This is a genomic window from Pseudomonas guariconensis, from assembly GCF_900102675.1.
In the GTDB taxonomy this organism is placed as follows: domain Bacteria; phylum Pseudomonadota; class Gammaproteobacteria; order Pseudomonadales; family Pseudomonadaceae; genus Aquipseudomonas; species Aquipseudomonas guariconensis.
This window is the reverse complement of record NZ_FMYX01000004.1, coordinates 199,452-223,978: the sequence shown is the minus strand read 5'-3', so window position 1 is coordinate 223,978 and position 24,527 is coordinate 199,452. Positions and strand designations below refer to the sequence as shown.

Here is a 24,527-nt window from a genome sequence, read left to right as displayed (position 1 = left end):
ACCCCCACCATGAACCACAGCAGCGGCACTCTCTACATCGTCTCGGCCCCGTCCGGCGCCGGCAAGACCAGCCTGGTCACGGCACTGATCAAGGACGATCCACGCATCAGCGTCTCGGTTTCGCACACCACGCGCAACAAGCGCCCGGGTGAAGAACACGGCGTGAATTACCACTTCGTCAGCCATGACGAGTTCAAGGCCCTGATCGAGCGTAACGACTTCCTCGAGCATGCCGAAGTGTTCGGCAACTTCTACGGCACTTCGCGCAGTGCGCTGCAACAGGCCCTGGACCAGGGCCAGGACCTGATCCTGGAAATCGACTGGCAAGGCGCCCAGCAGGTACGCAAGCTGATGCCACAGGCGCTTTCGGTATTCATCCTTCCGCCGAGCCAGCAGGCACTGCGCCAGCGCCTGGACAACCGCGGCCAGGACAGCGAAGAGATCATCGAAGGCCGCATGAAGGAAGCGGTCAGCGAAATGGTGCACTACGACGAGTACGACTACGTCATCATCAACGATGACTTCGCCGTTGCATTGGAAGACCTCAAAGCCGTGTTCCGTGCGAACCGCGATGGTGACTCGCTGGCCACAGAACGCGCCGAGGCGCTCAAGCTGCACAAGCAACAGCAACGCCATGGAGCGCTGCTCAAGCAATTGATCGGCTGAAATCAAAAAGGGGCTGCGTTCGCAGCCCCTTTTCTTTCATTACTCCTGCAGTTGCAGGTTGGCCTGCTGGCGCAACGTTGCGCCCAGGAAGTAGGCCGGTGCGCGCCAGCGCGACAGCACCATCAACACGATCCCCAGTGCCGAGATGATTGCCGCGATCACGAACACCAAGCCAAGACCGGCAACGTGAGAACCGCTGCCGAAATCCGGCGAGGCGCTGTCGATCGCCGTGCGCACGAAGATGATCGACAGGATCACACCACCCACCAGCGGGCACAGGCCGCGCATGAAGAAGTGACGCAGGCTGCCGAACAGACTGTGGCGGAAGTACCAGACACAGGCATAGGCCGTCAGCGAGTAGTAGAAGCAGATCATCATGCCCAAGGCAGTGATGGTATCGGCCAGCACGTTCTCGCTCAGGGTGCGCATGGTCACGTAGAACAGACCAGCAGCAACGCCCGCGCAGATGGTAGCGTAGCGCGGGGTCTGCGAACGCGGGCAGACGCTGGCAAAGCGCTGCGGCACGGCACCGTAGTAGCCCATTGCAAGCAGGGTCCGCGCCGGCGACACGAAGGTCGACTGCAAGGACGCAGCGGTGCTAGCCAATACGGCAATGGACATCAGGATCGCCAGTGGGCCCATGACCGGACCGGCCAGGTGCGCAAAGACGTTCTCCTGGATACGCGGGTTACCCAGACCCAGGCCGACATCACTGATTCCGGCGAACTGCAGGGTGGCGATGGCGGTGACCAGGTAGAGACCAAGGATCAGCAATACCGTCCAGGTGGCAGCCTTGCCCGGGACTTCGTCACTGCCGATCGACTCTTCGCTCACGGTCAGGCACACGTCCCAGCCCCAGAAGATGAAGATCGACAACGACAGACCTGCGGCGAACGCCGAGAAAGACTCCACGCCAAACGGGTTGAACCAGGCCAGATCGAATGCCAGCGGTGGCGGTGCGGTGGTCTCGCTGAAGGCGGCGAACGCAAAGCCGATCAACACCAGCAACTGCAAGGCCACCAGGCCGTATTGCACGGTCATCGTGGTGCCCATGCCACGGCAGCAGATCCACACCGCAAGGGCGATGAACACACAACAGGTGGTGATGTTCACCAACAAGTTGTCCGCCAATGCCGCCAGCTCCTGCTGACCGGTGATCTGTGCAATGAACAGATAGAAGAAATCGACGGCCACACCCGCCAAGTTGGACAACACGATGGTTGTGGCCACGACCAGCCCCCAGCCACCGATCCAGCCGATCATCGGCCCGAAAGCCCGCGCCGACCACGTAAAGGAAGTGCCGCTGTCCGGCTCCGCGGCATTGAGCTCGCGATAACCCAGCGCGACCAGCAGCATAGGCAGGAAGCCGACGATGAAAACAGCGGGAAGGTGGGCGCCCACCTCACGCACGGTGGGGCCAAGGGCGCCGGTCAGGGTATAGACAGGTGCAATCGTGGAGATGCCCAGCACCACGCTGGCCAGCAGGCCCAAACGGCCTTTTGCAAGGCCTTTACTGGCGCGCTGGGTGTTGCCTGCATCGGTCGCCACATCGGGTGGGCGGCCGGCTTCGGTGTATTCGCTCATGAGTCTTTGCCGTAACTATTGGTATTGTTTTCACGGACCTTGCGAACAAGGCCCGCTTTCACTCATTGAAAGCTGTTGCAGGGAGCGGGTCATCCAAGACCTTCGGGTAACGTCAGAGTGTTTTCTGGCGCGAACCCTCCCGTGCAGCATGGGCAATGCAGGCCTCGCGGAATGCCTGGAACAGGCGCCGGGAGACCGGGTTTTCGGCGAAACGCCATTCCGGGTGCCACTGCACGCCGAGCACGAAGCCCGGCGCATCAGGCATGGACACCGCTTCGATCAGGCCATCCGGGGCCCGTGCCTCGACGCGCAGGCCAGGGGCCAAACGGTCGATGCCCTGGCTGTGCAGCGAGTTGACCTCGAACTGCGCAGCCAGGCCCAAGCGCTCGAACAGCCCTCCCGGCGAAACGCCGACGGGGTGTCGAGGGCTGTATTGCACCTCAAGCGGTGCATCCTCAGGTTCTCGGTGATCCAGGTAGCCGGGCAGTTCCTGCACGCGCTGGTGCAGGGTGCCGCCGAGGGCGACGTTCAACTCCTGGAAACCACGGCAGATACAGAACACCGGTATACCGGCGGCAATGGCTGCCTGCAGCAACGGCAAGGTCAGACGGTCACGCGCGGTGTCGTGCCGGGTCCCTTCCGCGCTGGGGGCGCCATTGTAATGATGCGGCTCGACATTAGAAGGTGAGCCGGTAAAAAGAATGCCATCGAGCCGAGCGAGCAGCGCCTGTGTGTCGCTGCCACCGTCGCGGGCCGGCAATATCAACGGAAGCCCCGCAAAGCCGGCCGCCTCCACGTACTTGTCGCCCACAGTGTGCGACGAGTTTTTCCCCACCTGCTGGCGGCAGGCGCTGACACCGATCAGAGGGACCGCATTTGCGCTCATGGGCTTATACCGTGTGCAGGTACCAGTTGTACTCGAGGTCGGAGATCGACACTTCGAACTCGGCCAGCTCGCTTTCCTTGCAGGCCACGAAGATATCGATGTAGTCCGGGCTGATGTATTGGTTGAGCACCTCGCTGTCGTCCAGCGCGCGCAGGGCGTCACGCAGGTTGTTCGGCAGGCTCTGCTCCAGCTGCTCGTACGAGTTTCCTTCGATCGGCTCACCCGGCTCGACCTGGTTGGTCAGGCCGTGATGGATGCCGGCCAGAATGGCGGCGAGCATCAGGTAAGGGTTGGCGTCCGCGCCGGCCACGCGGTGCTCGATGCGCACGTTCTCGCTGCTGTCGGTGGGCACGCGCAAGGCGACGGTGCGGTTGTCCAGGCCCCAGCTCGGTGCGTTCGGCACATAGAACTGTGCGCCGAAGCGACGGTAGGAATTGATGTTCGGGCACAGAAACGCCATCGATGCCGGCATGGTTTCCAGCACACCACCAATCGCGTGGCGCAGCGCATCGCTCTTGAGCGGGTCTTCGTTGGCGAAGATGTTCTTGCCGGTCTTCTTGTCCAGCAGCGAGATGTGCACGTGCAAGCCGTTGCCTGCCTGGCCCGGGTAGGGCTTGGCCATGAAGGTGGTATCCATCTCATGGTCGTAGGCGATGTTCTTGATCAGGCGCTTGAGCAGGATCGCGTAGTCACACGCCTTGAGCGGATCGGCCACGTGGTGCAGGTTGACTTCGAACTGGGCCGGGGCGCTTTCCTTGACGATGGCGTCGGCAGGAATGCCTTGCTCCTTGGCCGCTTCCAGCATGTCTTGCAGGCAGTCGGCGTACTCGTCCAGATCATCGATCAGGTACACCTGGGTCGACTGCGGGCGCTTGCCGGAGATCGGGGAGCGCGGTGGCTGCGGACGGCCATTGAGGTTGTCCTGGTCGATCAGGTAGAACTCGAGCTCGAAGGCTGCGCAGATATCCAGGCCCAGCTCGTCGAATTTGGCGACCACTTGACGCAGCACTTCACGTGGGTCGGCGAAGAATGGGGCGCCGTCCAGCTCATGCATGGTCATCAGCAACTGAGCAGTGGGGCGCTTCTGCCAAGGCTCGTCGGACAAAGTGCCGGGGATCGGATAGCAGATGCGGTCAGCATCGCCGATGTCCAGGCCAAGGCCGGTGCTCTCGACGGTCGAGCCGTTGATATCCAGGGCGAACAGCGACGCCGGCAGGTTGATGCCTTTCTCGTATACCTTGTGCAGGCTGGCGCGCTCGATGCGCTTGCCGCGTACCACACCGTTCATATCGGAAATCAGCAGATCGACGAACTGCGTGTCCGGATGAGCCTCTAGGAATTCATTCATCTCGCTGGAAGAACTGGCGCACGGGATTACCGACGTCATGGCTGTACATCCTTTGATTCGGGGCGGCGATGTGGAGGGATACTGCTGGCGCCTCGCGGGCGGCGATGGTTGCTACTGTTGTTCTTTTCACTGTCCCATCGTTGGGGATAGGGTGCGACCCGGTGTGCATTGATTCCCGGGGGCCGTTCCACTATAAAATGGCCTCAACGCAACAGACATTGGCATTTCGGCAAGCAGAGCGTGCAACAATGCAATATCAGATTACCCATGCCGACCTTTCGTTGGTCCTGGCCCTGGAGCGTGGTCGCTCGCTGGCCAAAGCCGCCGAACTGCTCAAAGTAGACGTCTCGACGGTGTTTCGCTCGATTCGCCGACTGGAGTCCGCACTGGGCACAGCACTGTTCGTCAAGAGTCGCAAAGGCTACCTGCCCACCGATACCGCCCAGGCCCTGGCAGAGCAGGCCGAGCGCGCCGAGCAGGCGCTCGATGCCGCTCGCATCGCCCTGACCAGCGGGGAACAGGTCGTCAGCGGTACCGTTCGTCTGACATGTACTGAAGCCGTCATGCACAGCCTGCTGCTGCCAGCGCTGGCTGACTTCATGTCGAACTACCCTGCCCTGTCGCTGGAACTGGGCACCTCCAACACCTTCGCCAACCTCAGTCGACGCGATGCCGACATCGCGCTTCGCCTGACCAACACACCGCCCGAGCACCTTGTCGGCCGCTGCCTGGGCTCCACGTCCTACGTGGTCTGTGGCCAAGCGCAGTGGCGCGAGCGGCTGGGCGAATCGCATCACAGCGTACCGTGGATCGCCCCGGACGACTCGATGCAGGACCATCCCACAGTCGTCTGGCGCAACCAGCAGTACCCTGGCTTGAACCCACGCTACCAGTGCAGCAGCATGTCGACCATCGCCCAGCTGGTCAGCACCGGGCTTGGCGTCGCGGCATTACCGGACTACATGGTCGATGCCCTGCCCGAGGTTGAAGCCCTGAGCGGCCCCCTGCCCGGTTGCGATACCCAGCTGTGGCTGCTGACCCGCCCGGACTGCCGAGCGCTGCGCTCGGTACAGACCTTGTTCGAAGAGCTCACCCCGCGCCTGCGCGACGCCATGTTGTGATAACGCGCCAAGGAGGGTTGTCTGCCGTCTATGCATCCCGTTATCGTCAGGGTAGAGCGTGCCGGTGTCTGTTCCGGTGCTTTCGCGAACAAGTCCGCTCCCACAAGCACAACGCTGTGTCTGTGGGTTTACCCGCGAAGCAGCCAATACAGGCCCGACAGACCAGCACCTGACAAAACAGCGCTTCCCTATTGGCTGGTGATTTTTTAAACTATCGAGTCCGCCTGCCCACTCTGGGCTGCACGCTAACGCATTTGCTACTGAGGAAGACCATGGCCCGCGTAACTGTTGAAGACTGCCTGGAACACGTGGATAACCGCTTTGAGCTGGTCATGCTCTCGACCAAGCGCGCCCGTCAGCTGGCCACCGGCGGCAAAGAGCCGCGCGTTGCATGGGAAAACGACAAGCCGACCGTCGTCGCCCTGCGCGAGATCGCCGAAGGTATCGTCACTCCCGAGTTCATCGCCGCCGAAGAGATCGTAACGGAAGATCCAGTCTTCGCTGCGTTCGAGGACGAGAACAACGAGGCTGTCTGATCCATGCCCGGTCGACATCGTGCGGCACAAGGCCCTCTCCCTCGGCAGGAGGTGAACCCATGCCGGGTATAGAAGCCCTCGCCGAACGGCTGTCGACCTACCTCGGCCCCGACCAGGTCAATCTGGTCCGCCGGGCCTACTTCTACGCCGAACAGGCGCACGATGGCCAACGCCGCCGCAGCGGCGAGCCCTACGTGACCCATCCGCTGGCCGTGGCCAGCATCCTGGCCGACATGCACATGGACCATCAAAGCCTGATGGCCGCCATGCTGCACGATGTGATCGAAGACACCGGCATCGCCAAGGAAGCCCTCTGCCAGCAATTTGGCGAAACTGTCGCCGAGCTGGTCGACGGGGTCAGCAAGCTGACCCAGATGAACTTCGAGACCAAGGCCGAGGCCCAGGCCGAAAACTTCCAGAAGATGGCCATGGCCATGGCCCGGGACATCCGTGTGATCCTGGTCAAGCTGGCCGACCGCCTGCACAACATGCGCACCCTGGAAGTGCTCTCTGGCGAAAAACGCCGACGCATCGCCAAGGAAACCCTCGAAATCTACGCCCCTATCGCCAATCGCCTGGGCATGCACAATGTGCGCGTGGAATTCGAAGACCTCGGCTTCAAAGCGATGCACCCGATGCGTTCCTCGCTCATCCATCGCGCCGTCAAGAGCGCCCGTGGCAACCGCAAGGAAATCGTCGCCAAGATCGAACAGTCGCTGGCCAATTGCCTGGCCGCGGACGGCATCGAGGGCGAGGTCAGCGGCCGGCAAAAACACCTCTATGGCATCTACAAGAAGATGCGCGGCAAGCGCCGCGCCTTCAACGAGATCATGGACGTGTATGCCTTCCGCATCATCGTCGACAAGGTCGATACCTGCTATCGCGTGCTCGGCGCCGTACACAACCTGTACAAGCCGCTGCCCGGTCGCTTCAAGGACTACATCGCGATTCCCAAGGCCAACGGCTACCAGTCGCTGCACACGACGCTGTTCGGCATGCACGGCGTACCCATCGAGATCCAGATCCGCACTCGCGAAATGGAAGAGATGGCCAACAACGGGATCGCCGCCCACTGGCTGTACAAGTCCAACGAGGACGAACAGCCCAAGGGCAACCATGCCCGCGCCCGGCAATGGGTCAAGGGCATCCTCGAACTGCAGCAGCGTGCCGGCAACTCGCTGGAATTCATCGAGAGCGTCAAGATCGATCTGTTCCCGGACGAAGTCTACGTCTTCACGCCCAAGGGCCGGATCATGGAGCTACCCAAAGGCTCCACCGCCGTCGACTTCGCCTACGCAGTGCACACCGACGTCGGCAACAGCTGCATCGCCTGCCGCATCAATCGCCGCCTGGCGCCGTTGTCCGAACCGCTGCAAAGCGGCTCGACAGTGGAAATCGTCAGCGCACCGGGCGCACGCCCCAATCCGGCCTGGCTCAACTTCGTGGTCACCGGCAAGGCGCGTACGCACATTCGTCACGCACTCAAGCAGCAACGCCGCTCCGAGTCGATCAGCCTGGGCGAACGCCTGTTGAACAAGGTGCTCACCGGTTTCGACAGCAGCCTGGAGAAAATCCCGCCGGAGCGCATCCAGTCCATTCTCAGCGAATACCGACTGGAACTGCTCGAGGATCTGCTCGAAGACATCGGCCTGGGCAATCGCATGGCCTATGTTGTGGCTCGCCGCCTGTTGTCCGCCGAAGGCGAGCAACTGCCCGCACCGGAAGGCCCACTGGCCATCCGCGGCACCGAAGGCCTGGTGCTCAGCTACGCCAAGTGCTGCACCCCGATCCCCGGCGACCCGATCGTCGGGCACCTGTCGGCGGGCAAAGGCATGGTCGTGCACCTGGAAAACTGCCGCAACATCAGTGAAATCCGCCACAACCCGGAAAAATGCGTGCAGCTCTCCTGGGCCAAGGACATCACCGGTGAGTTCAATGTCGAACTGCGTGTCGAGCTGGAGCACCAGCGCGGCCTGATCGCCTTGTTGGCCAGCAGCGTCAATGCCGCCGACGGCAATATCGAAAAAATCAGCATGGACGAACGCGACGGCCGTATCAGCGTGGTCCAACTGGTGGTCAGCGTGCATGATCGCGTGCACCTGGCCCGCGTGATCAAGAAGTTGCGTACCCTGACCGGCGTGGTCCGCATCACCCGCATGCGTACGTAGTCCGTCAACCAAGGAGTCATCATGACCAAGACCGTCATCAACAGCGACAAGGCCCCAGCCGCCATCGGCACCTACTCCCAGGCGATCAAGGCCGGCAACACCGTCTACATGTCCGGCCAGATCCCGCTGGATCCGAAAACCATGGAACTGGTCGAAGGCTTCGAAGCCCAGACCGTCCAGGTCTTCGAAAACCTCAAGGCCGTTGCCGAGGCCGCTGGCGGTTCGTTCAAAGACATCGTCAAGCTGAACATCTTCCTCACCGACCTGAGCCACTTCGCTAAGGTCAACGAGATCATGGGTCGTTACTTCGAGCAGCCTTACCCAGCGCGCGCCGCTATCGGCGTTGCCGCTCTGCCGAAAGGCTCCCAGGTCGAGATGGACGCGATCCTGGTCATCGAGTGATGCCTCCGGTGGCGGGCGCCCTGCCCGTCACCTTTCCTGCCCCAAGGTTTTACGCCATGCGCCATGCCCTGCCCCTTGCACTGGCAGCCCTGCTCCTGGGCGGCTGTGCCAGTCACAAACCTGAAGACTACAACGGCACCTGGATCAACCAGGACGCCATCGATGCCGCCGACGGCAGCAGCCTGCACCAGGCCCTGAGCAAAAAAGGGCCCGTACTCGAATGGAAAATCGACACCGCCAACCAGCAAGCCAGCTACAGCAACGGCTTCGAGGCAGTGGATGGTTACCTGAGCGCGAAGGAAGACCAGTGGCAGGCCAGCTTCACCGGCGGCCAGACCGAGCAACTGGACCTCAGTGGCGACAAACTGCGCGTCACCTCGCAAAACGGCAACAAGCAGACCTTCGTGAAGGTACCGACGGCCTCCGCCAACACACCGCTTGGCGGCAGTTTTGAAAAGGCCCTGTATACCGCCTATCTGGGTGGCGAGTGGAAGATCGTCGAGGGCCCGGGCAAGGGTGCGACGGTGCGCTTCGCCGACAACGGCAGCGTGACCGGCCTGCCGAATCTGGATCGCTACGCACTCTGCCTGGCAGGTGATTGCGCCGACATGGGCGGCGACAACGACAGCCTGTGGTTGGAGCGCAACCAACGAGGCGCGCCGTGGATATTCAAGCGCGACGGCGACACGCTGGAGATCCATCAAGCGGTCAATCGTGCCCAGCCAGACGAAAAGCCGCAGCTGGCCCCCGGCGCCCGGCAGTGGGTGCTTGAGCGCGACTGATTCGACCTCGCAAGTCCCTCGCTCCCACAGGCACCGCGGCACCCTCGATAACGCCACGGTGCCTGTGGGACGGGTTTAGCTGCGAAAACCCGAGGCGGTCCTGCAAGAAGCAGCCTTGATTGCGGTCTACCCTTTCAAGATCGCGGTGTACCCTTCCCTGTAGCTTGGATACTGCGGCGCCCATCCCAGCGCACGTGCTCGTGCATTGCTGCAGCGCTTGCTGCCGGTACGCCGAACGCGTTGCTCGTCCGACCATTCGCTCACGCCCATGTACTGGCGCAGCCAGCCCACTACCTCGGCCAAGGGTGCAGGGTCGTCATCAACGCCGATATAGCATGCGTCCAGCGCCACGTCCCGGGCGTCGGCCTGGAGCAGGAAGGCCAGCAAACCTGCCGCATCCTCGGCGTGGATGCGGTTGCCATACAGCGGCGGCTCCTCGGCCACCCGATAACCCTGACGCACCTGGCTGAGCAGCCATTCCCGACCCGGGCCATAGATGCCAGTCAGGCGCACGAGCGTTGCGGGCAGCCCGCTGTGCAGCGCCAAATGCTCGGCCTGCAGCATCACGCGGCCCGAATAGCTTTGAGGTTCGGTCACCGCGTCTTCGTCGACCCACTCGCCCTGCGCCTGCGCATACACACTGCTGCTGGACACGAACAGCAGCCGCCGGGGCTGCTGTCCACGCGCCTTTAGCCAATCGAGTACATGACGCAGACCGTCGACATAAGCGGCCTGGTATCCCGCCTCATCGTGTTGGCTGGCGGCCACGCAGTACACCAAATAGTCGGGCGAACGCTGGGGCCAGGCTGCCGGTATCGCGGGCTCGGAGAGGTCGGCGGCGATCGGCACGACGCCCGCAGGCAGGTGCTCGACCGAGCGTCGCAAGCCACTGACCTGCCAGCCCAGCGCCAGCAACTGGCGAGCTAGACGACCGCCTACATCACCGCAGCCAACGATCATCACGCAGGGTTCGGACATTTCAATCGCTCCACAGGCAAAGGTTCAGGCTAACCGGATTAATCGATAGGCGGCTAGACGATGGTTAAAAAAGGCAACTTTATTACTTCTGCTAACAAGAATTACTTGCAATAATGGCGCCCTATCTGTTCTCGGCCCGCCTCGAGGCCTTGGAGAACGTCACCTTTTTATCTTCATCAGGTCCGGCCAGCATGACACGTACACAATCCTCCGCTTCGCCAACCACGTCGCGCGCATGGCGCGCCATCGCCGCGCTGACCCTCAGCCTGGTGCTGGCCCCGGCCGCCATGGCCGATGAGCCTGCCACCGCAGCCACCAGCGCCCCCGCTGCCGCTGCAGCACCTGCCGCCCCGGCTCCAACCGGTGAAACCCAGGCCCCCGCTGCTACCCCCAATGCCCAGGCACCTGCGGACGAGAACGTCCAGGCCCTGGTCGAAGACACCTCTCTGGGCATGGCACACGATCTTTCTCCCTGGGGCATGTATAAGAACGCCGACGTCGTCGTCAAAGCCGTGATGATCGGCCTGGCCATCGCCTCGCTGATCACCTGGACCATCTGGATCGCCAAGGGCTTCGAGCTGATGGGTGCCAAGCGCCGACTGCGTGGCGAAATCGCCTTGCTGAAGAAAGCAGCCAGCCTCAAGGAAGCGAGCGACGCCGCCAACAAGGCAGGCACCCTGGCCCACACCTTGGTCCATGATGCGCTGGACGAAATGCGCCTCTCGGTCAATGCCCGTGAGAAGGAAGGCATCAAAGAGCGCGTCAGCTTCCGCCTGGAGCGCCTGGTCGCCGCCAGCGGCCGCAGCATGAGCACCGGCACCGGCATGCTTGCCACCATCGGTTCCACTGCGCCTTTCGTCGGTCTGTTCGGTACCGTCTGGGGCATCATGAATAGCTTCATCGGCATCGCCAAGACCCAGACCACCAACCTGGCCGTAGTCGCCCCTGGCATCGCCGAAGCCCTGCTGGCCACCGCCCTGGGCCTGGTCGCGGCCATTCCGGCCGTGGTCATCTATAACGTCTTCGCCCGCTCGATTGCCGGCTACAAGGCCCAGGTCTCCGACGCCTCGGCCCAGGTACTGCTGCTGGTGAGCCGTGACCTGGACCACCAGGGTGGCGAGCGCGTTGCCCCGCACATGGTGAAAGTGGGGTAAGCCATGGGCCTGCATCTGAACGAAGGTGGCGACGACCTCGCCGAAAACCACGAAATCAACGTCACGCCTTTCATCGACGTCATGCTGGTGCTGCTGATCATCTTCATGGTCGCCGCCCCGCTGGCTACCGTCGACATCAAGGTCGACCTACCAGCCTCGACCGCCAAGCCGGCGCCGAGGCCCGAGAAGCCGGTGTTCGTCAGCGTCAAGACCGACAAGAAACTCTATGTCGGCGATGACGAGGTGGCCCAGCGCGACCAGCTTGGTGCAATGCTCGATGCCAAGACCAAGGGTGACAAGGAAACCACGATCTTCTTCCAGGCCGACAAAGGGGTTGATTACGGCGACCTGATGGAAGTGATGAACACCATGCGCGCCGCCGGCTACCTCAAGGTCGGCCTGGTCGGTCTCGAAACGGCAGCCAAGCAATGACAACGACACGGTCCAACCTGGCGCGCTACGGCGTAAGCCTGGCGATCGTGCTGGGCGTGCATGTGCTGGCGGTGCTACTGACCCTGAACTGGTCCGTGCCCCAGGCCGTCGAGCTACCACCGGCAGCCATGATGGTCGAGCTGGCGCCGCTGCCCGCACCGGCACCGCCACCACCGCCCAAGGCCGCACCGCAGCCTCCGGCACCGGTCGAAGAGCCTCCGCTACCCAAGCTGGTAGAGGCGCCCAAGCCGAAGATCGCCATCGCCAAACCACCCAAGCCCAAGGCCAAGCCTCAACCGCCCAAGCCTGAGAAAAAACCTGAGCCGCCGAAGGATTTGCCACCGGCCAAGGAACAGGTCGCGGACACGCCGCCCAGCAACACGCCACCGCAGAAATCGGCGGCACCAGCGCCGAGCATCGCGTCCAATAGCAATGCGCTGCCGACGTGGCAGAGCGACTTGCTGCGCCACCTGGCCAAGTACAAGCGGTATCCGGAAGACGCTCGCCGCCGTGGTCTGCAAGGCATCAACAGGCTGCGCTTCGTGGTAGACGCCGAAGGCAAGGTGTTGTCGTTCTCGCTGGCCGGTGGTTCGGGCAGTGCGGCGCTGGACCGAGCGACCCTGGAAATGATCCGCCGGGCGCAGCCAGTACCCAAGCCGCCGAAGGAATTGCTGAACAATGGCCAGATCGAAGTCGTGGCGCCGTTCGTCTACTCGCTGGACCGTCGCTGATACTTTTGTTTCTGTCACAAAACAGCAAGTCTGATAACGTGCGTCTATCGATTGCAGCCGCTATGCTGGGGCCGCAACTTCATGGACGCACGTTATGACCCTCACAGAATTACGCTACATCGTCACACTCGCCCAGGAGCAGCATTTCGGCCACGCCGCCGAGCGTTGCCATGTCAGCCAGCCGACCCTGTCGGTCGGTGTGAAGAAACTCGAGGACGAGCTTGGCGTGCTGATCTTCGAGCGCAGCAAGAGCGCGGTGCGCCTGACCCCGGTCGGCGAAAGCATCGTCGCCCAGGCGCAGAAGGTTCTGGAGCAGGCCCAAGGTATTCGCGAACTGGCCCAGGCCGGCAAGAACCAACTCACCGCGCCGCTCAAGGTCGGTGCCATCTATACCGTCGGCCCCTATCTCTTCCCGCACCTCATTCCTCAGCTGCACCGGGTCGCCCCGCAGATGCCGCTGTACATCGAAGAGAACTTCACCCACGTACTGCGCGAAAAACTGCGCAACGGCGAGCTGGACGCGGTGATCATCGCCCTGCCGTTCAACGAGGCGGACGTGCTGACGCTGCCGCTGTACGACGAGCCCTTCTACGCGCTGATGCCCGCCGATCACCCTTGGACCGCCAAGAAGACCATCGACACCGCCATGCTCAATGACAAGAGCCTGTTGCTGCTCGGCGAGGGCCACTGCTTCCGTGATCAAGTGCTGGAGGCCTGCCCGACCATCAACAAGGGCGGCGAAGGCTCCAAGCACACCACGGTCGAATCCAGCTCGCTGGAAACCATCCGCCACATGGTCGCCTCCGGCCTTGGCGTGTCGATCCTGCCGCTGTCGGCCGTACACAGCCACCATTACGCCCCAGGCGTGATCGAGGTGCGCCCACTCACGGCGCCTTCGCCTTTCCGTACCGTCGCCATCGCCTGGCGCGCCAGCTTCCCGCGGCCCAAGGCCATCGAGATCCTCGCCGACTCGATCCGCCTCTGCTCGGTCGCCAAGCCGCCTGCGGAAAAATCGGCCTGACCCATGACCGAGCTGTCGACTGTCCCGGTGACCGCCCTCAAGGGTGTTGGCGAAGCCATGGCCGAGAAACTGGCCAAGGTCGGCTTGGAGAACCTGCAAGATCTGCTGTTCCACCTGCCGCTGCGCTATCAGGATCGCACCCGCGTGGTGCCCATCGGGGCTTTGCGTCCCGGTCAGGACGCGGTGATCGAAGGTGTGGTCAGCGGCGCCGACGTGACCATGGGCAAGCGCCGCAGCCTGGTGGTGCGCCTGGGAGATGGAACCGGCGTGCTGAGCCTGCGTTTCTATCATTTCAGCAATGCCCAGAAAGAAGGCCTCAAGCGTGGCACCCATTTGCGCTGCTACGGCGAGGCCCGCCCCGGTGCGTCGGGGCTTGAGATCTATCACCCGGAGTACCGGGCGCTCAATGGCAACGAACCGGCGCCACCAGTCGAACAGACCCTGACGCCCATCTATCCGAGTACCGAAGGCCTGACACAGCAACGCCTGCGCCTGTTGTGCCAGCAGAGCCTGGCCATGCTCGGCCCGCGCAGCCTGCCGGACTGGCTGCCCGAAGAACTGGCCCGGGATTACCACCTGGCGCCGCTGGACGATGCGATCCGCTACCTGCACAACCCACCGGCCGACGCCGACCTCGACGAACTCGCCGAAGGCCAGCACTGGGCCCAGCATCGCCTGGCCTTCGAAGAGCTGCTGACCCATCAGCTCTCCCAACAGCGCCTGCGCGAAAGCCTGCGCGCCCTGCGAGCCCCGGTATTGCCCAAGGCCAGCCGCCTGCCAGCGCAATACCTGGCCAACCTGGGCTTCAGCCCCACCGGCGCCCAGCAGCGAGTCGGCAACGAAATCGCCTACGACCTCAGCCAGCCCGAGCCGATGATGCGCCTGGTGCAGGGCGATGTCGGCGCAGGCAAGACGGTAGTCGCGGCCCTTGCCGCCTTGCAGGCCTTGGAAGCCGGCTACCAGGTGGCCCTCATGGCGCCTACCGAGATCCTCGCCGAACAGCATTACCTGACCTTCAAACGCTGGCTCGAGCCCTTGGGCATCGAGGTGGCCTGGCTGGCGGGCAAGCTCAAAGGCAAGGCGCGCGCCAGCGCCTTGGAGCAGATCGCCAGCGGTGTGCCGATGGTGGTCGGCACCCATGCGCTGTTCCAGGAAGAAGTGAAGTTTCGCCGCCTGGCCCTGGCGATCATCGACGAGCAGCACCGGTTTGGCGTACAGCAGCGTTTGGCCTTACGCCAGAAAGGCGTGGACGGCGCGCTGTGCCCGCACCAGTTGATCATGACCGCCACCCCGATTCCGCGGACGCTGGCGATGAGCGCCTACGCCGACCTGGACACCTCCATCCTCGACGAGTTGCCCCCTGGCCGTACCCCGGTGAACACCGTGCTGGTGGCCGACAGCCGGCGCTTCGAAGTGGTCGAGCGGGTACGCGCGGCCTGCGCCGAAGGGCGCCAGGCGTATTGGGTCTGTACCCTGATCGAAGAGTCGGAAGAACTGACCTGCCAGGCGGCAGAAAGCACCTTCGAAGAGCTGGGCAGCGCCCTGGGCGAACTGCGTGTGGGCCTGATCCACGGACGCATGAAACCGGCGGAAAAAGCCGCGGTGATGGCCGAGTTCAAGGCCGGCAATCTCCAGTTGCTGGTGGCGACCACCGTGATCGAGGTGGGCGTGGATGTGCCCAATGCCAGCCTGATGATCATCGAGAACCCCGAGCGCCTGGGCCTTGCCCAGTTGCACCAGCTGCGCGGCCGGGTGGGCCGGGGCAGCGCGGTCAGCCATTGCGTGCTGCTCTATCATCCGCCCCTGTCGCAGATCGGCCGTGAACGCCTGGGTATCATGCGCGAAACCAATGACGGCTTCGTCATCGCCGAGAAAGACCTGGAGCTGCGCGGCCCCGGCGAAATGCTCGGCACCCGCCAGACCGGTCTGCTGCAGTTCAAGGTAGCGGATCTGATGCGTGACGCAGATCTGCTCCCTGCCGTGCGTGATGCAGCCCAGGCGCTGCTGGCCCGTTGGCCCGACCATGTCAGCCCACTGTTGGACCGCTGGCTGCGCCATGGCCAACAGTACGGACAGGTGTGATACCGATCACGAAATGCACCCAAACCTAGAGGCCTGTTTTGCAGCCTCACGCTGCCTGGGCCACCATCGAAGCATAATGGATCCAGTTATCGCGCCGGGTGGTTATACTTCGCGTTTAAAAGAAAACCTTGGACTCAGACCATGACTGAAGTTGCCCTGGATACTTCGACCCCACACGCACCCTCTGTCATTCGGCTGTTGCTCGACAAGCTCGGCGTGCCCTACCGCGAAGTGCCCGAGCATGCGCAGCTACCGGTCAACGCTCGAGTCCAGGCGATCCTTCTCGACGACGAAGTCGGCGCTTTGATGGTGCTGTTCCCGCAGAGCCAATTGCTGGACTTGAACCGCCTCACCGAGCTTACCGGTCGCAAGCTGGTGGCCGTGCCGGTCGCACGCCTTGCGCACATGCTCGACAAGCATGCCCTCAAGACCCTGCCGGGGATCCCGGCACTGACCAGCTACCCCTGCCTCTACGAAGCCAGCCTGCTGAAAGTCGACAATCTGCTGATCCAGTCCGGTGAGCCCGGCTTGCTGCTTGAGATCCCACGCGAAGCGTTCAAAGGCATGTTGAGCAAAGCCAGCGCGGGTAACTTCGGCGAACAGACTCACGACATCCGGCCCAACCTCGACCGCCCGCACGATGACCCCCAGGAAATCACCCGCGCCGTCCAGGCCTTCACCGCACGACGCATCCAGCAACGCCTCGAGCAGACCATCGAGATTCCTCCGCTGGCGGACACCGCACAGAAAATCATTAAACTGCGCGTCGACCCCAATGCCAGCATCGATGACATCACCGGTGTCGTGGAAACCGACCCGGCCCTGGCCGCTCAGGTGGTCAGTTGGGCAGCCTCGCCTTACTACGCCTCGCCCGGCAAGATCCGTTCGGTGGAGGATGCCATCGTGCGCGTACTGGGCTTCGACCTGGTGATCAACCTGGCCTTGGGCCTGGCGCTAGGCAAGACCTTGAGCCTGCCCAAGGACCACCCTCAGCAAACCACGCCCTACTGGCAGCAGTCGATCTACACCGCTGCGGTTATCGAAGGCCTGACCCGTGCCATGCCCCGAGCCGAGCGACCTGAGGCCGGCCTGACCTACCTGGCGGGCCTTCTGCACAATTTCGGGTATTTGCTGCTGGCGCACGTGTTTCCGCCGCACTTCTCGCTGATCTGCCGCCATCTGGAGGTCAATCCGCACCTGTGTCACACCTACGTGGAGCAACACCTGCTGGGCATCAGCCGCGAACAGATCGGCGCCTGGCTGATGAAGCTGTGGGACATGCCTGAAGAGCTGTGCACCGCGCTGCGCTTCCAGCACGACCCGAGCTATGAGGGGGAGAATTCGGCGTTCCCCAACCTGGTGTGCCTGGCGATTCGCCTGTTGCGGGCCCGCGGTATCGGCTCAGGGCCTCAGGAGGAGATTCCCGAGGCCCTGCTGGAACGGCTGAGCCTGACCCGGGAAAAGGCCGACGATGTCGTGAACAAGGTGCTGGAGGCCGAGGCGTTGCTGCGCGAACTGGCCTCGCAGTTCCATGCCCCGCATTAAGCGGTGAGCAGCTGTGGGAGCAACCGTCTTGTGCATCGGCCTGCTCAGGTAAACCCGTGCCCTCTAGAGGGTCGGGCTTACCCGCCGAGAAGACAACAGGAAAAGCCGCTCCCCGTATCAACCCTTCTTCTTGGGCTTGAGGTATTTCATCAGGCCCTGGAACCAGATGACCAGCGCCGGATTGCCCTTGATCTGGATACTCTTGTCCTGAATGCCTTGCATGAAGGCCAGCTGCTTGTTGCTGGCCTGGAGCGTGGCGAAGCCAAAGGCTGCGTCCTTGAAGGCAATGGCGAAGGCCGGCTGCGGGTGCAGGCCCCCTTTACTGCTGATGCGCTCGCCGCTGACGATGAAATGCCGGCTAATCCGGCCATCGAGGGTCTGCATCTGGAACACCAGATCCTTGTCACGCAATTGTTGCTGGAACGCCGGATTGTTGCGGCTGGCCCTGGCCATCAACAGGCCCATGGCCCAGAGCAGGAAGCGAAACTTCATCAACACGCCTCGACTAAAAAGTGACTGAGCGGCGCAGTTTATCCTTTTATTGGTCGCTCAATGCAAATCTGCTGTTTCGATGATTTTCCAGGTACCTGAATGCACAACGGGCGCCCAAGGCGCCCGTTTGGATAACCACTGTTATCGATGAAGGGTCATTTGCCTTTTTTCGCAGGCTTGGCGGGTTGGTTGACGCTGTCGCGCAGGTTCTTGCCGGGCTTGAAGGCAACAGTGTTGCTGGCTTTGATCTTGACGGGCTGCCCGGTCTGCGGGTTCTTGCCGGTGCGGGCGCCACGATGACGTTTTTCAAAAGTACCGAAACCGACCAGGGTGACCGTGTCCTTGTCCAGCGCACCGGTGATGCTGTCGAGGATCGCATTCAAGACCTGGTTGGCCTTTTCCTTGGTCAAGTCGGCCTTTTCGGCGATAACAGCGGCGAGTTCTGGTTTACGCATAGTGAAGCCTCTTATACGGGATTTCTTGTTGTTATTGCCGTGCTGCTTCGCGAAGCAGCGTTCAAGGCACCGCAGGCTCTAATCTGCGGCAGACGGGAGTGAGAATGGCACGCTCACCGAAGCCGCGCCAGTACTTGGGTGGCCATTGTCGCTTCAAGAACAGGACATACCCGACAGAGCGCCCGCTATTTACGCCATCAGGGGTGGCAACTGCCGATTGAGCGCCAGCTTTTCCATCACCGCCGTGCCGGTCAACGCATAGCCCAGCAGCTGGCCAGAGGCATCGCGGCAGAGCACCTTGAGGTCGGCGCCCTGCCCCTCGACCTGCCAGACACCTTCGCGCCCAGGAGGGGGCGGGGAAACCACCAGCGGGCACGCTGGGGTTTTAACGGTCACTGGCATCGGCCCATAGGCGACAGCGGTAGGGTTGCCAGCGAGCGTCTGGGCCAAAGCACGGGCGCAGGTCATCAGCGGCATGACATAGAGCAGGTTGATTCCATCGACCTCGGCGCAATCGCCCAGGGCGAAGATATTGGCGTGGGAGGTGCGCAACTGCCGGTCCACCACCACACCCCGGTTTGTCTGCAAGCCCGCGGCAGCGGCAAGGTCCGTGCGCGGGCGCAGGCCGATGGCCGAGACCACCAGGTCACAGGCGATCACGCGGCCATCGGACAGGTGTGCCTCCAGGCCTTGTTCATCGCGCTGCAGGCGGGTCAGCACCGGCCCCAGATGAAAGCGGACCCCAAGCCCCTCCAGGCCCGCCTGTACCGCACTGGCCGCAGCAGGGTGCAGTAGGGTTGGCATCACTTGCTCACAAGGGGCGACCACATCGACTTCGAAGCCGCCAAGGCTCATGTCGTTGGCGAACTCGCACCCGATCAGGCCAGCGCCGAGGATCAGCACCCGGTGTTTGCCTGCCGCCGCGGCCCGAAAGCGCCCATAGTCTTCAAGATCATTGATGGGGAAGACCAGGTCAGCCGCATCGCCCTCGATCGGCACTTGGACCGTCTGTGCACCCCACGCCAGGATGAGATCGCGGTACTCGACCGCCTCTTCACCGATCCACAGACGCTTGTGGCCAGGATCGATGCCACTGATGGGAGTATGGGTGCGGATTTCGGCCTTGAGCTGTTCGGCCATGGCGCCCGGCTCGGCCATGCACAGGCCGTCGGCATCCTTCTGCTTGGCAAAGCCGGTGGAAAGCATGGGCTTGGAGTAGGAACGGCCATCGTCGGCAGTGATCAGCAACAGCGGCGTATCGCTGTCGAGCTTGCGAAACTCCCGGGCCAGATTGTAGCCCGCAAGGCCGGTACCGATGATCACCACGGGGGACGTCATGTCATGCTCCTCTCGTTGAACAGGTGTGATCAGCCGATGGCGATCATTTCGAAATCACTCTTGCCGACACCACAGTCGGGGCACAGCCAGTCTTCCGGCACGTCTTCCCAGCGGGTGCCCGGGGCGATGCCGTCATCCGGCCAGCCTTCGGCCTCGTCGTAGATCAGGCCACAGACAATGCATTGCCACTTCTTCATCTCGTTCTTCCTCATCTGGATCAGGCGCGGCGGTACCGCAGGGGCTTTGTACTGGCCCTTCCAGCAGTATGCAAGCAACAGCGGCAAACATGCTAAGCTCGCCGCCTCTCTGGCTGTAACAAGCATACCGACGTGCCGTACGAAACCCCGCAAGCAGCCGCTGTCGCGTGGCTGCCGTATTCACAGCTGGCTGCCGGCATCGAACCGTCGATTCTCGACTGGCTCTTCGATCAAGGCTCTCTGACCCGCCGCCTGACCCACCTCTCCCGTGACCATTTCGCCGTCACCCCCCTGTTCGAGGGCTGGCAGCCCCTGCGCGATGACGAATGCCAAGCCTTGGGCCTGGCTCCTGGCGAAGAAGGCTGGGTGCGCGAAGTCTACTTGCGCGGCCATGACCAACCCTGGGTGTTCGCCCGCAGCGTGGCCGGGCGCAGCGCCCTGGAGCGCGGTGGCCTGAACCTCGAGACGTTGGGCAGCCGCTCGCTGGGCGAGCTATTGTTCTGCGACCAGGCCTTCACCCGTCACCCCATCGAAGTGTGCAGTTATCCACAGGCTTGGCTGCCGCCCGAAGCGCGCCATGCCAACCTGTGGGGGCGGCGTTCGCGGTTTGCCCGCGATGGCCTTGACCTGCTGGTGGCCGAGGTGTTCCTGCCGGCCCTATGGCAAGCGGCCAAGGAGGAAATCCGCTGATGTACCTGCAACTGCTCAAGTCGTTCAACCGCCTGCATCCCCGGGCCTGGGACTTCATCCAGCTCAGCCGCATGGACCGCCCGATCGGCATCTACCTGCTGCTGTGGCCCACCCTTTCTGCAGTGTGGATCGCCGGCAACGGCTCGCCGACGCTGGCCAATGTGCTGATCTTCGGCCTGGGCGTGGTACTGATGCGTGCCGCCGGCTGCTGCATCAACGACTTCGCCGACCGCAAGGTCGATGGCCATGTCAAACGCACCGCCGACAGGCCGCTGGCCAGCGGCCGGGTAAGGCCTCGCGAAGCGCTGATGCTGTTCGCGATCCTGGTGGGAGTGAGTTTCCTGCTCGTGCTGTGCACCAATGCCCGCACGGTATGGCTGTCGTTCGGCGCGGTGGCATTGGCGTTCTGCTACCCATTCATGAAGCGCTACACCTACTACCCCCAGGTGGTGCTGGGTGCGGCTTACTCGTGGGGTATCCCCATGGCGTTCACCGCCGCAGGGGGCGAGCTGCCGGCCAGCGCCTGGCTGTTGTACATCGCCAATTTGCTGTGGACCGTGGGCTATGACACCTATTACGCGATGGTGGACCGCGACGACGACCTGAAAATCGGCGTGAAATCCACGGCAATCCTCTTCGGCGAAGCCGACCGGACCATCATCCTGACCCTGCAAATGCTGTCGCTGGGCTGCCTGTTGCTGGCGGGCAATCGCTTCGACATGGGGGGATGGTTCCACTTGGGCCTGCTTGCGGCAGCTGGGTGCTTTGCCTGGGAATACTGGTCAACGCGCAAGCTGGACCGGGAATCGTGCTTCAAGGCCTTCCTGCACAATCACTGGGCAGGGATGCTGATCTTCATCGGTGTGGTGGTGGACTACGGATTGCGCTGAGCCCTGCACCATCGCTGTGGGACGGGTTTAGCCGCGAATCGAAGGTGATTGCACCTTCGCATTCGCGGGTAAACCCGCTCTGTAAGGTTCAAGGCTTGGCGATATGCCAGACGTCCTTCACGCCGTCACCGGTCTTGTCCCCGGCTTTCTTGTCCTTGATGAAGGTATACAGCGGCTTGCCGTCATAAGCCCACTGCTTGGTCCCGTCATCGCGGGTGACCTGGGTCCACTTGTCCTTGGCGGGCTCGTCTTCGGCCTTGACCATCAACGGCGGCCAGTTCTTGGCGCACTCGCCGTTGCACATGGACTTGCCGTCGGCATCCTTGTCGAAGGTGTAGAGGGTCATGCCAGCATGATCGACCCACATGCCATCCTTTTCCATCGCGTGGTGGGCCGATGCCACCCCCGGTAGCGCCAGCGCAGCGAAAAGGGCCATCCAGCTCAGCGTATGTCGTGTCATTGGAATCACCATGGTTTCGGGGGGTGTAAATGAGGTTTCGCCACCGCCGTGGCGGCCCCTTCAAGCCTAGTCCAGTCATGGAATGTCGCCAGAATCGCCAATGTCCTGTCACACAGCTGCAATAATTCCGTTATCTAATGCGGGCCAAGACACAGTTCCTGGGAGAGGTTTTACGCAATGGTTGGCAGAAACATTCTGATCGTCGACGACGAAGCGCCCATTCGCGAGATGATCGCCGTTGCATTGGAAATGGCCGGCTATGACTGCCTGGAAGCGGAAAACTCCCAGCAAGCCCATGCCATCATCGTCGATCGCAAGCCGGACCTGATCCTGCTCGACTGGATGCTGCCCGGCACCTCGGGTATCGAGTTGGCCCGGCGCCTGAAGCGCGATGAACTGACCGGCGACATCCCGATCATCATGCTCACCGCCAAGGGTGAAGAGGACAACAAGATTCAGGGACTGGAAGTCGGCGCCGACGACTACATCACCAAGCCGTTCTCGCCTCGTGAGTTGGTCGCGCGTCTCAAAGCCGTACTGCGCCGCACCGGCCCCAGCGACAGCGAGGCGCCGATCGAAGTGGGCGGCCTGCTGCTCGATCCGATCAGCCACCGCGTGACCATCGACGGCAAGCCCGCCGAAATGGGCCCTACCGAATACCGCCTGCTGCAGTTCTTCATGACCCACCAGGAGCGCGCCTACACCCGGGGCCAGTTGCTCGACCAAGTCTGGGGCGGCAATGTCTATGTCGAGGAACGCACCGTCGACGTGCATATTCGTCGCCTGCGCAAGGCATTGGGTGAAGCCTACGAAAATCTGGTACAAACCGTCCGAGGCACCGGCTACCGCTTCTCGACCAAGAGCTAGCTGCAAGCGCCAAGCTTCAGGCGGCACGCGCCGGCAGCGCCGAACAGCTTGCCGCCAGGCTTGGAATAAAGGACTGAACAGCACCACCGATCCGCTTCTTCTTGCAGCTTGAAGCACACAGCTTGCAGCTTGAAGCTGGATCCGAAGGATCCCCTCAATTGAACCAGAACTGGCACGCGACCTTGATTCGCCACATGCTGCTGCTGATCACCGTCTGCCTGATCGGCGGGCTGGTCAGCGGCTACTACGGCTGGAGCCTGGCCATCGGCCTTGCGCTCTACCTGGGTTGGACCCTCAAGCAACTGCTGCGCCTGCACGACTGGCTGCGCAATCATCAGCCCGACGAAGCCCCGCCCGATGGCTACGGCCTGTGGGGCGAGGTGTTCGACAGCATCTACCACCTGCAACGTCGCGATCAGCGGGTGCGCGGCCGCCTGCAGGCGGTGATCGACCGGGTGCAGGAATCCACCGCGGCGCTGCGCGATGCGGTGATCATGCTCGACAGCGAAGGCAACCTCGAATGGTGGAACCGCGCCGCTGAAACCCTGCTGGGCTTCAAGACTCCACAGGATGGCGGCCAGCCGGTGACCAACCTGGTGCGCCACCCGCGCTTCAAGGAGTACTTCGAATCGGAGAACTACGTCGAGCCGCTGGAGATCCCCTCCCCGATCAACGACCGGATGCGGGTCCAGCTTCACATCACCCGCTATGGCAACAACGAGCACCTGATGCTGGTACGCGACGTCACCCGCATCCATCAGCTCGAGCAGATGCGCAAGGATTTCGTCGCCAACGTCTCCCACGAGCTGCGCACCCCCCTGACGGTCATCACAGGGTACTTGGAAACCCTGCTGGACAACGTCGACGACGTGAACCCACGCTGGGGCCGGGCGCTCCAGCAGATGAGCCAGCAAGGCGCACGGATGCAGACACTGCTCAACGACCTGCTGCTGCTGGCCAAGCTCGAAGCCACCGACTATCCCTCGGACAATCAGCCCGTGGCCGTCGAGGCCCTGCTGCAATCGATCAAGGGCGACGCTCAAGCGCTGTCCGGCCCACGCAACCAGCGCATCACGCTGGAGGCAGCGCCTGGCGTGCGCCTCAAGGGCAGCGAGTCGGAACTGCGCAGCGCCTTCTCCAACCTGGTGTTCAACGCCGTGAAGTACACCCAGGACGAAGGCAACATCCGCATTCGCTGGTGGGCGGACGAGCAAGGTGCTCACCTCTCCGTGCAGGACTCCGGCATCGGCATCGATGCCAAACACCTGCCCCGCCTGACCGAGCGCTTCTACCGGGTCGACTCCAGCCGCGCCTCCAATACGGGCGGCACAGGGCTTGGCCTGGCGATCGTCAAGCACGTGCTGCTGCGCCATCGTGCACGCCTTGAGATCAGCAGCGTGCCAGGCCACGGCAGCACCTTCACCTGCCATTTCGCACCTGCCCAGGTGGTGACGAACAAAGCCTGAAACCACGGCACCGCAGGCGCGATTTTACCCGCCGACGCCGGCACAGCCGGTGCATGACCTGGTTAGCGGCTGAACCCGCTCCCACGAGGTGCGTGCCAGCCGTGCAGGCGGCGTTGCCACCAACGGGGTGATAGCGCGCCCTTTGCTTTTGCAGCTTCAACCGCTACATTGGATCCCCTGTGCCAGCCAACGCTGGCACTTTTTTTCTCCCTAATTCAAAGACGGACCCTGTAAAA

The 24,527-nt window shown here is 62.7% G+C and carries 25 protein-coding genes; 16 read left to right on the top strand and 9 right to left on the bottom strand.

What is annotated here, in order from left to right:
- Positions 1-9 precede the first annotated feature (9 nt).
- Positions 10-666 (top strand): guanylate kinase, encoded by a 657-nt coding sequence (gmk, locus tag BLS27_RS08910; protein WP_043212953.1) that lies wholly within the window; start codon positions 10-12, stop codon positions 664-666.
- Between the two features lie 39 nt (positions 667-705).
- On the opposite strand, the gene BLS27_RS08905 is transcribed toward gmk, so the two are convergent.
- The 3 genes from BLS27_RS08905 to BLS27_RS08895 all read right to left on the bottom strand — a co-directional run bounded on the left by BLS27_RS08905 (position 706) and on the right by BLS27_RS08895 (position 4,523).
- Positions 706-2,250 (bottom strand): APC family permease, encoded by a 1,545-nt coding sequence (locus BLS27_RS08905; RefSeq protein ID WP_070572153.1) that lies wholly within the window; start codon positions 2,248-2,250, stop codon positions 706-708.
- Positions 2,251-2,362: 112 nt separating this feature from the next.
- Entirely contained in the window at positions 2,363-3,136 is a 774-nt protein-coding gene (locus BLS27_RS08900; RefSeq protein ID WP_090344202.1) for a gamma-glutamyl-gamma-aminobutyrate hydrolase family protein, read from the bottom strand.
- 4 nt (positions 3,137-3,140) lie between these two features.
- Positions 3,141-4,523, bottom strand: coding sequence for a glutamine synthetase family protein (locus tag BLS27_RS08895; RefSeq protein ID WP_043209890.1), 1,383 nt, complete (start codon positions 4,521-4,523; stop codon positions 3,141-3,143).
- 209 nt (positions 4,524-4,732) lie between these two features.
- Here BLS27_RS08895 and BLS27_RS08890 point away from each other — a divergent pair, with 209 nt between their 5' ends.
- The 5 genes from BLS27_RS08890 to BLS27_RS08870 all read left to right on the top strand — a co-directional run bounded on the left by BLS27_RS08890 (position 4,733) and on the right by BLS27_RS08870 (position 9,493).
- Entirely contained in the window at positions 4,733-5,605 is an 873-nt protein-coding gene (locus BLS27_RS08890) for a LysR family transcriptional regulator (RefSeq protein WP_043209893.1), read from the top strand.
- Between the two features lie 272 nt (positions 5,606-5,877).
- Entirely contained in the window at positions 5,878-6,141 is a 264-nt protein-coding gene (gene rpoZ, locus BLS27_RS08885) for a DNA-directed RNA polymerase subunit omega (protein ID WP_008091595.1), read from the top strand.
- Positions 6,142-6,200: 59 nt separating this feature from the next.
- Complete coding sequence (gene spoT / locus BLS27_RS08880) at positions 6,201-8,309, top strand: bifunctional GTP diphosphokinase/guanosine-3',5'-bis pyrophosphate 3'-pyrophosphohydrolase (RefSeq protein ID WP_043209897.1); 2,109 nt, start codon at positions 6,201-6,203, stop codon at positions 8,307-8,309.
- 21 nt (positions 8,310-8,330) lie between these two features.
- Positions 8,331-8,711 (top strand): RidA family protein, encoded by a 381-nt coding sequence (locus tag BLS27_RS08875; RefSeq protein WP_043209898.1) that lies wholly within the window; start codon positions 8,331-8,333, stop codon positions 8,709-8,711.
- A 56-nt stretch (positions 8,712-8,767) separates the two neighbouring features.
- The gene (locus tag BLS27_RS08870) at positions 8,768-9,493 is read left to right on the top strand and encodes a hypothetical protein (protein WP_090344200.1); all 726 of its coding nucleotides are present in this window, start codon (positions 8,768-8,770) and stop codon (positions 9,491-9,493) included.
- Between the two features lie 126 nt (positions 9,494-9,619).
- On the opposite strand, the gene BLS27_RS08865 is transcribed toward BLS27_RS08870, so the two are convergent.
- Complete coding sequence (locus tag BLS27_RS08865) at positions 9,620-10,471, bottom strand: SDR family oxidoreductase (protein ID WP_043209901.1); 852 nt, start codon at positions 10,469-10,471, stop codon at positions 9,620-9,622.
- 191 nt (positions 10,472-10,662) lie between these two features.
- Between BLS27_RS08865 and exbB the strand changes: the two genes are divergently transcribed.
- The 6 genes from exbB (at position 10,663) to BLS27_RS08835 (ending at position 17,436) form a co-directional block, all read left to right on the top strand.
- Positions 10,663-11,625 (top strand): tonB-system energizer ExbB, encoded by a 963-nt coding sequence (gene exbB / locus BLS27_RS08860; protein ID WP_090344403.1) that lies wholly within the window; start codon positions 10,663-10,665, stop codon positions 11,623-11,625.
- 3 nt (positions 11,626-11,628) lie between these two features.
- Positions 11,629-12,057 carry a TonB system transport protein ExbD gene (exbD, locus tag BLS27_RS08855; RefSeq protein WP_043209902.1) on the top strand — a complete coding sequence of 143 codons (429 nt, stop codon included), beginning with the start codon at positions 11,629-11,631 and terminating at the stop codon, positions 12,055-12,057.
- Positions 12,054-12,788 (top strand): energy transducer TonB, encoded by a 735-nt coding sequence (locus BLS27_RS08850; protein ID WP_043209905.1) that lies wholly within the window; start codon positions 12,054-12,056, stop codon positions 12,786-12,788. The genes exbD and BLS27_RS08850 overlap by 4 nt, the downstream gene beginning before the upstream one ends.
- 94 nt (positions 12,789-12,882) lie before the next feature.
- Entirely contained in the window at positions 12,883-13,809 is a 927-nt protein-coding gene (locus BLS27_RS08845; protein ID WP_043209907.1) for a hydrogen peroxide-inducible genes activator, read from the top strand.
- Between the two features lie 3 nt (positions 13,810-13,812).
- Positions 13,813-15,891, top strand: coding sequence for an ATP-dependent DNA helicase RecG (recG, locus tag BLS27_RS08840; protein ID WP_090344197.1), 2,079 nt, complete (start codon positions 13,813-13,815; stop codon positions 15,889-15,891).
- A gap of 141 nt (positions 15,892-16,032) precedes the next feature.
- On the top strand, positions 16,033-17,436 hold the full coding sequence (locus tag BLS27_RS08835) for an aminoacyl-tRNA deacylase and HDOD domain-containing protein (protein WP_043209911.1): 1,404 nt from the start codon (positions 16,033-16,035) through the stop codon (positions 17,434-17,436).
- Positions 17,437-17,553: 117 nt separating this feature from the next.
- Here the strand turns inward: BLS27_RS08835 and BLS27_RS08830 are convergent, their stop codons facing one another.
- The 4 genes from BLS27_RS08830 to BLS27_RS08815 form a co-directional block, all read right to left on the bottom strand.
- Positions 17,554-17,928 (bottom strand): helicase, encoded by a 375-nt coding sequence (locus tag BLS27_RS08830; RefSeq protein WP_090344194.1) that lies wholly within the window; start codon positions 17,926-17,928, stop codon positions 17,554-17,556.
- A 155-nt stretch (positions 17,929-18,083) separates the two neighbouring features.
- The gene (locus BLS27_RS08825; protein ID WP_043209915.1) at positions 18,084-18,383 is read right to left on the bottom strand and encodes an HU family DNA-binding protein; all 300 of its coding nucleotides are present in this window, start codon (positions 18,381-18,383) and stop codon (positions 18,084-18,086) included.
- A 189-nt stretch (positions 18,384-18,572) separates the two neighbouring features.
- Complete coding sequence (locus BLS27_RS08820; protein WP_090344191.1) at positions 18,573-19,721, bottom strand: NAD(P)/FAD-dependent oxidoreductase; 1,149 nt, start codon at positions 19,719-19,721, stop codon at positions 18,573-18,575.
- A 29-nt stretch (positions 19,722-19,750) separates the two neighbouring features.
- Positions 19,751-19,918, bottom strand: coding sequence for a rubredoxin (locus BLS27_RS08815; RefSeq protein WP_011536423.1), 168 nt, complete (start codon positions 19,916-19,918; stop codon positions 19,751-19,753).
- A gap of 132 nt (positions 19,919-20,050) precedes the next feature.
- Between BLS27_RS08815 and BLS27_RS08810 the strand changes: the two genes are divergently transcribed.
- The gene (locus BLS27_RS08810) at positions 20,051-20,608 is read left to right on the top strand and encodes a chorismate--pyruvate lyase family protein (protein WP_090344189.1); all 558 of its coding nucleotides are present in this window, start codon (positions 20,051-20,053) and stop codon (positions 20,606-20,608) included.
- Positions 20,608-21,498 carry a 4-hydroxybenzoate octaprenyltransferase gene (ubiA, locus tag BLS27_RS08805; protein ID WP_090344187.1) on the top strand — a complete coding sequence of 297 codons (891 nt, stop codon included), beginning with the start codon at positions 20,608-20,610 and terminating at the stop codon, positions 21,496-21,498. The genes BLS27_RS08810 and ubiA overlap by 1 nt, the downstream gene beginning before the upstream one ends.
- A gap of 88 nt (positions 21,499-21,586) precedes the next feature.
- Here the strand turns inward: ubiA and BLS27_RS08800 are convergent, their stop codons facing one another.
- The gene (locus BLS27_RS08800) at positions 21,587-21,958 is read right to left on the bottom strand and encodes a COG4315 family predicted lipoprotein (RefSeq protein ID WP_043209922.1); all 372 of its coding nucleotides are present in this window, start codon (positions 21,956-21,958) and stop codon (positions 21,587-21,589) included.
- Between the two features lie 177 nt (positions 21,959-22,135).
- On the opposite strand from BLS27_RS08800, the gene phoB reads away from it, so the two are divergent.
- Together phoB and phoR are read left to right on the top strand one after the other, a co-directional pair.
- Positions 22,136-22,825, top strand: coding sequence for a phosphate regulon transcriptional regulator PhoB (gene phoB / locus BLS27_RS08795; RefSeq protein WP_003253341.1), 690 nt, complete (start codon positions 22,136-22,138; stop codon positions 22,823-22,825).
- A gap of 158 nt (positions 22,826-22,983) precedes the next feature.
- Complete coding sequence (gene phoR, locus BLS27_RS08790; protein ID WP_043209923.1) at positions 22,984-24,291, top strand: phosphate regulon sensor histidine kinase PhoR; 1,308 nt, start codon at positions 22,984-22,986, stop codon at positions 24,289-24,291.
- Positions 24,292-24,527 lie beyond the last annotated feature (236 nt).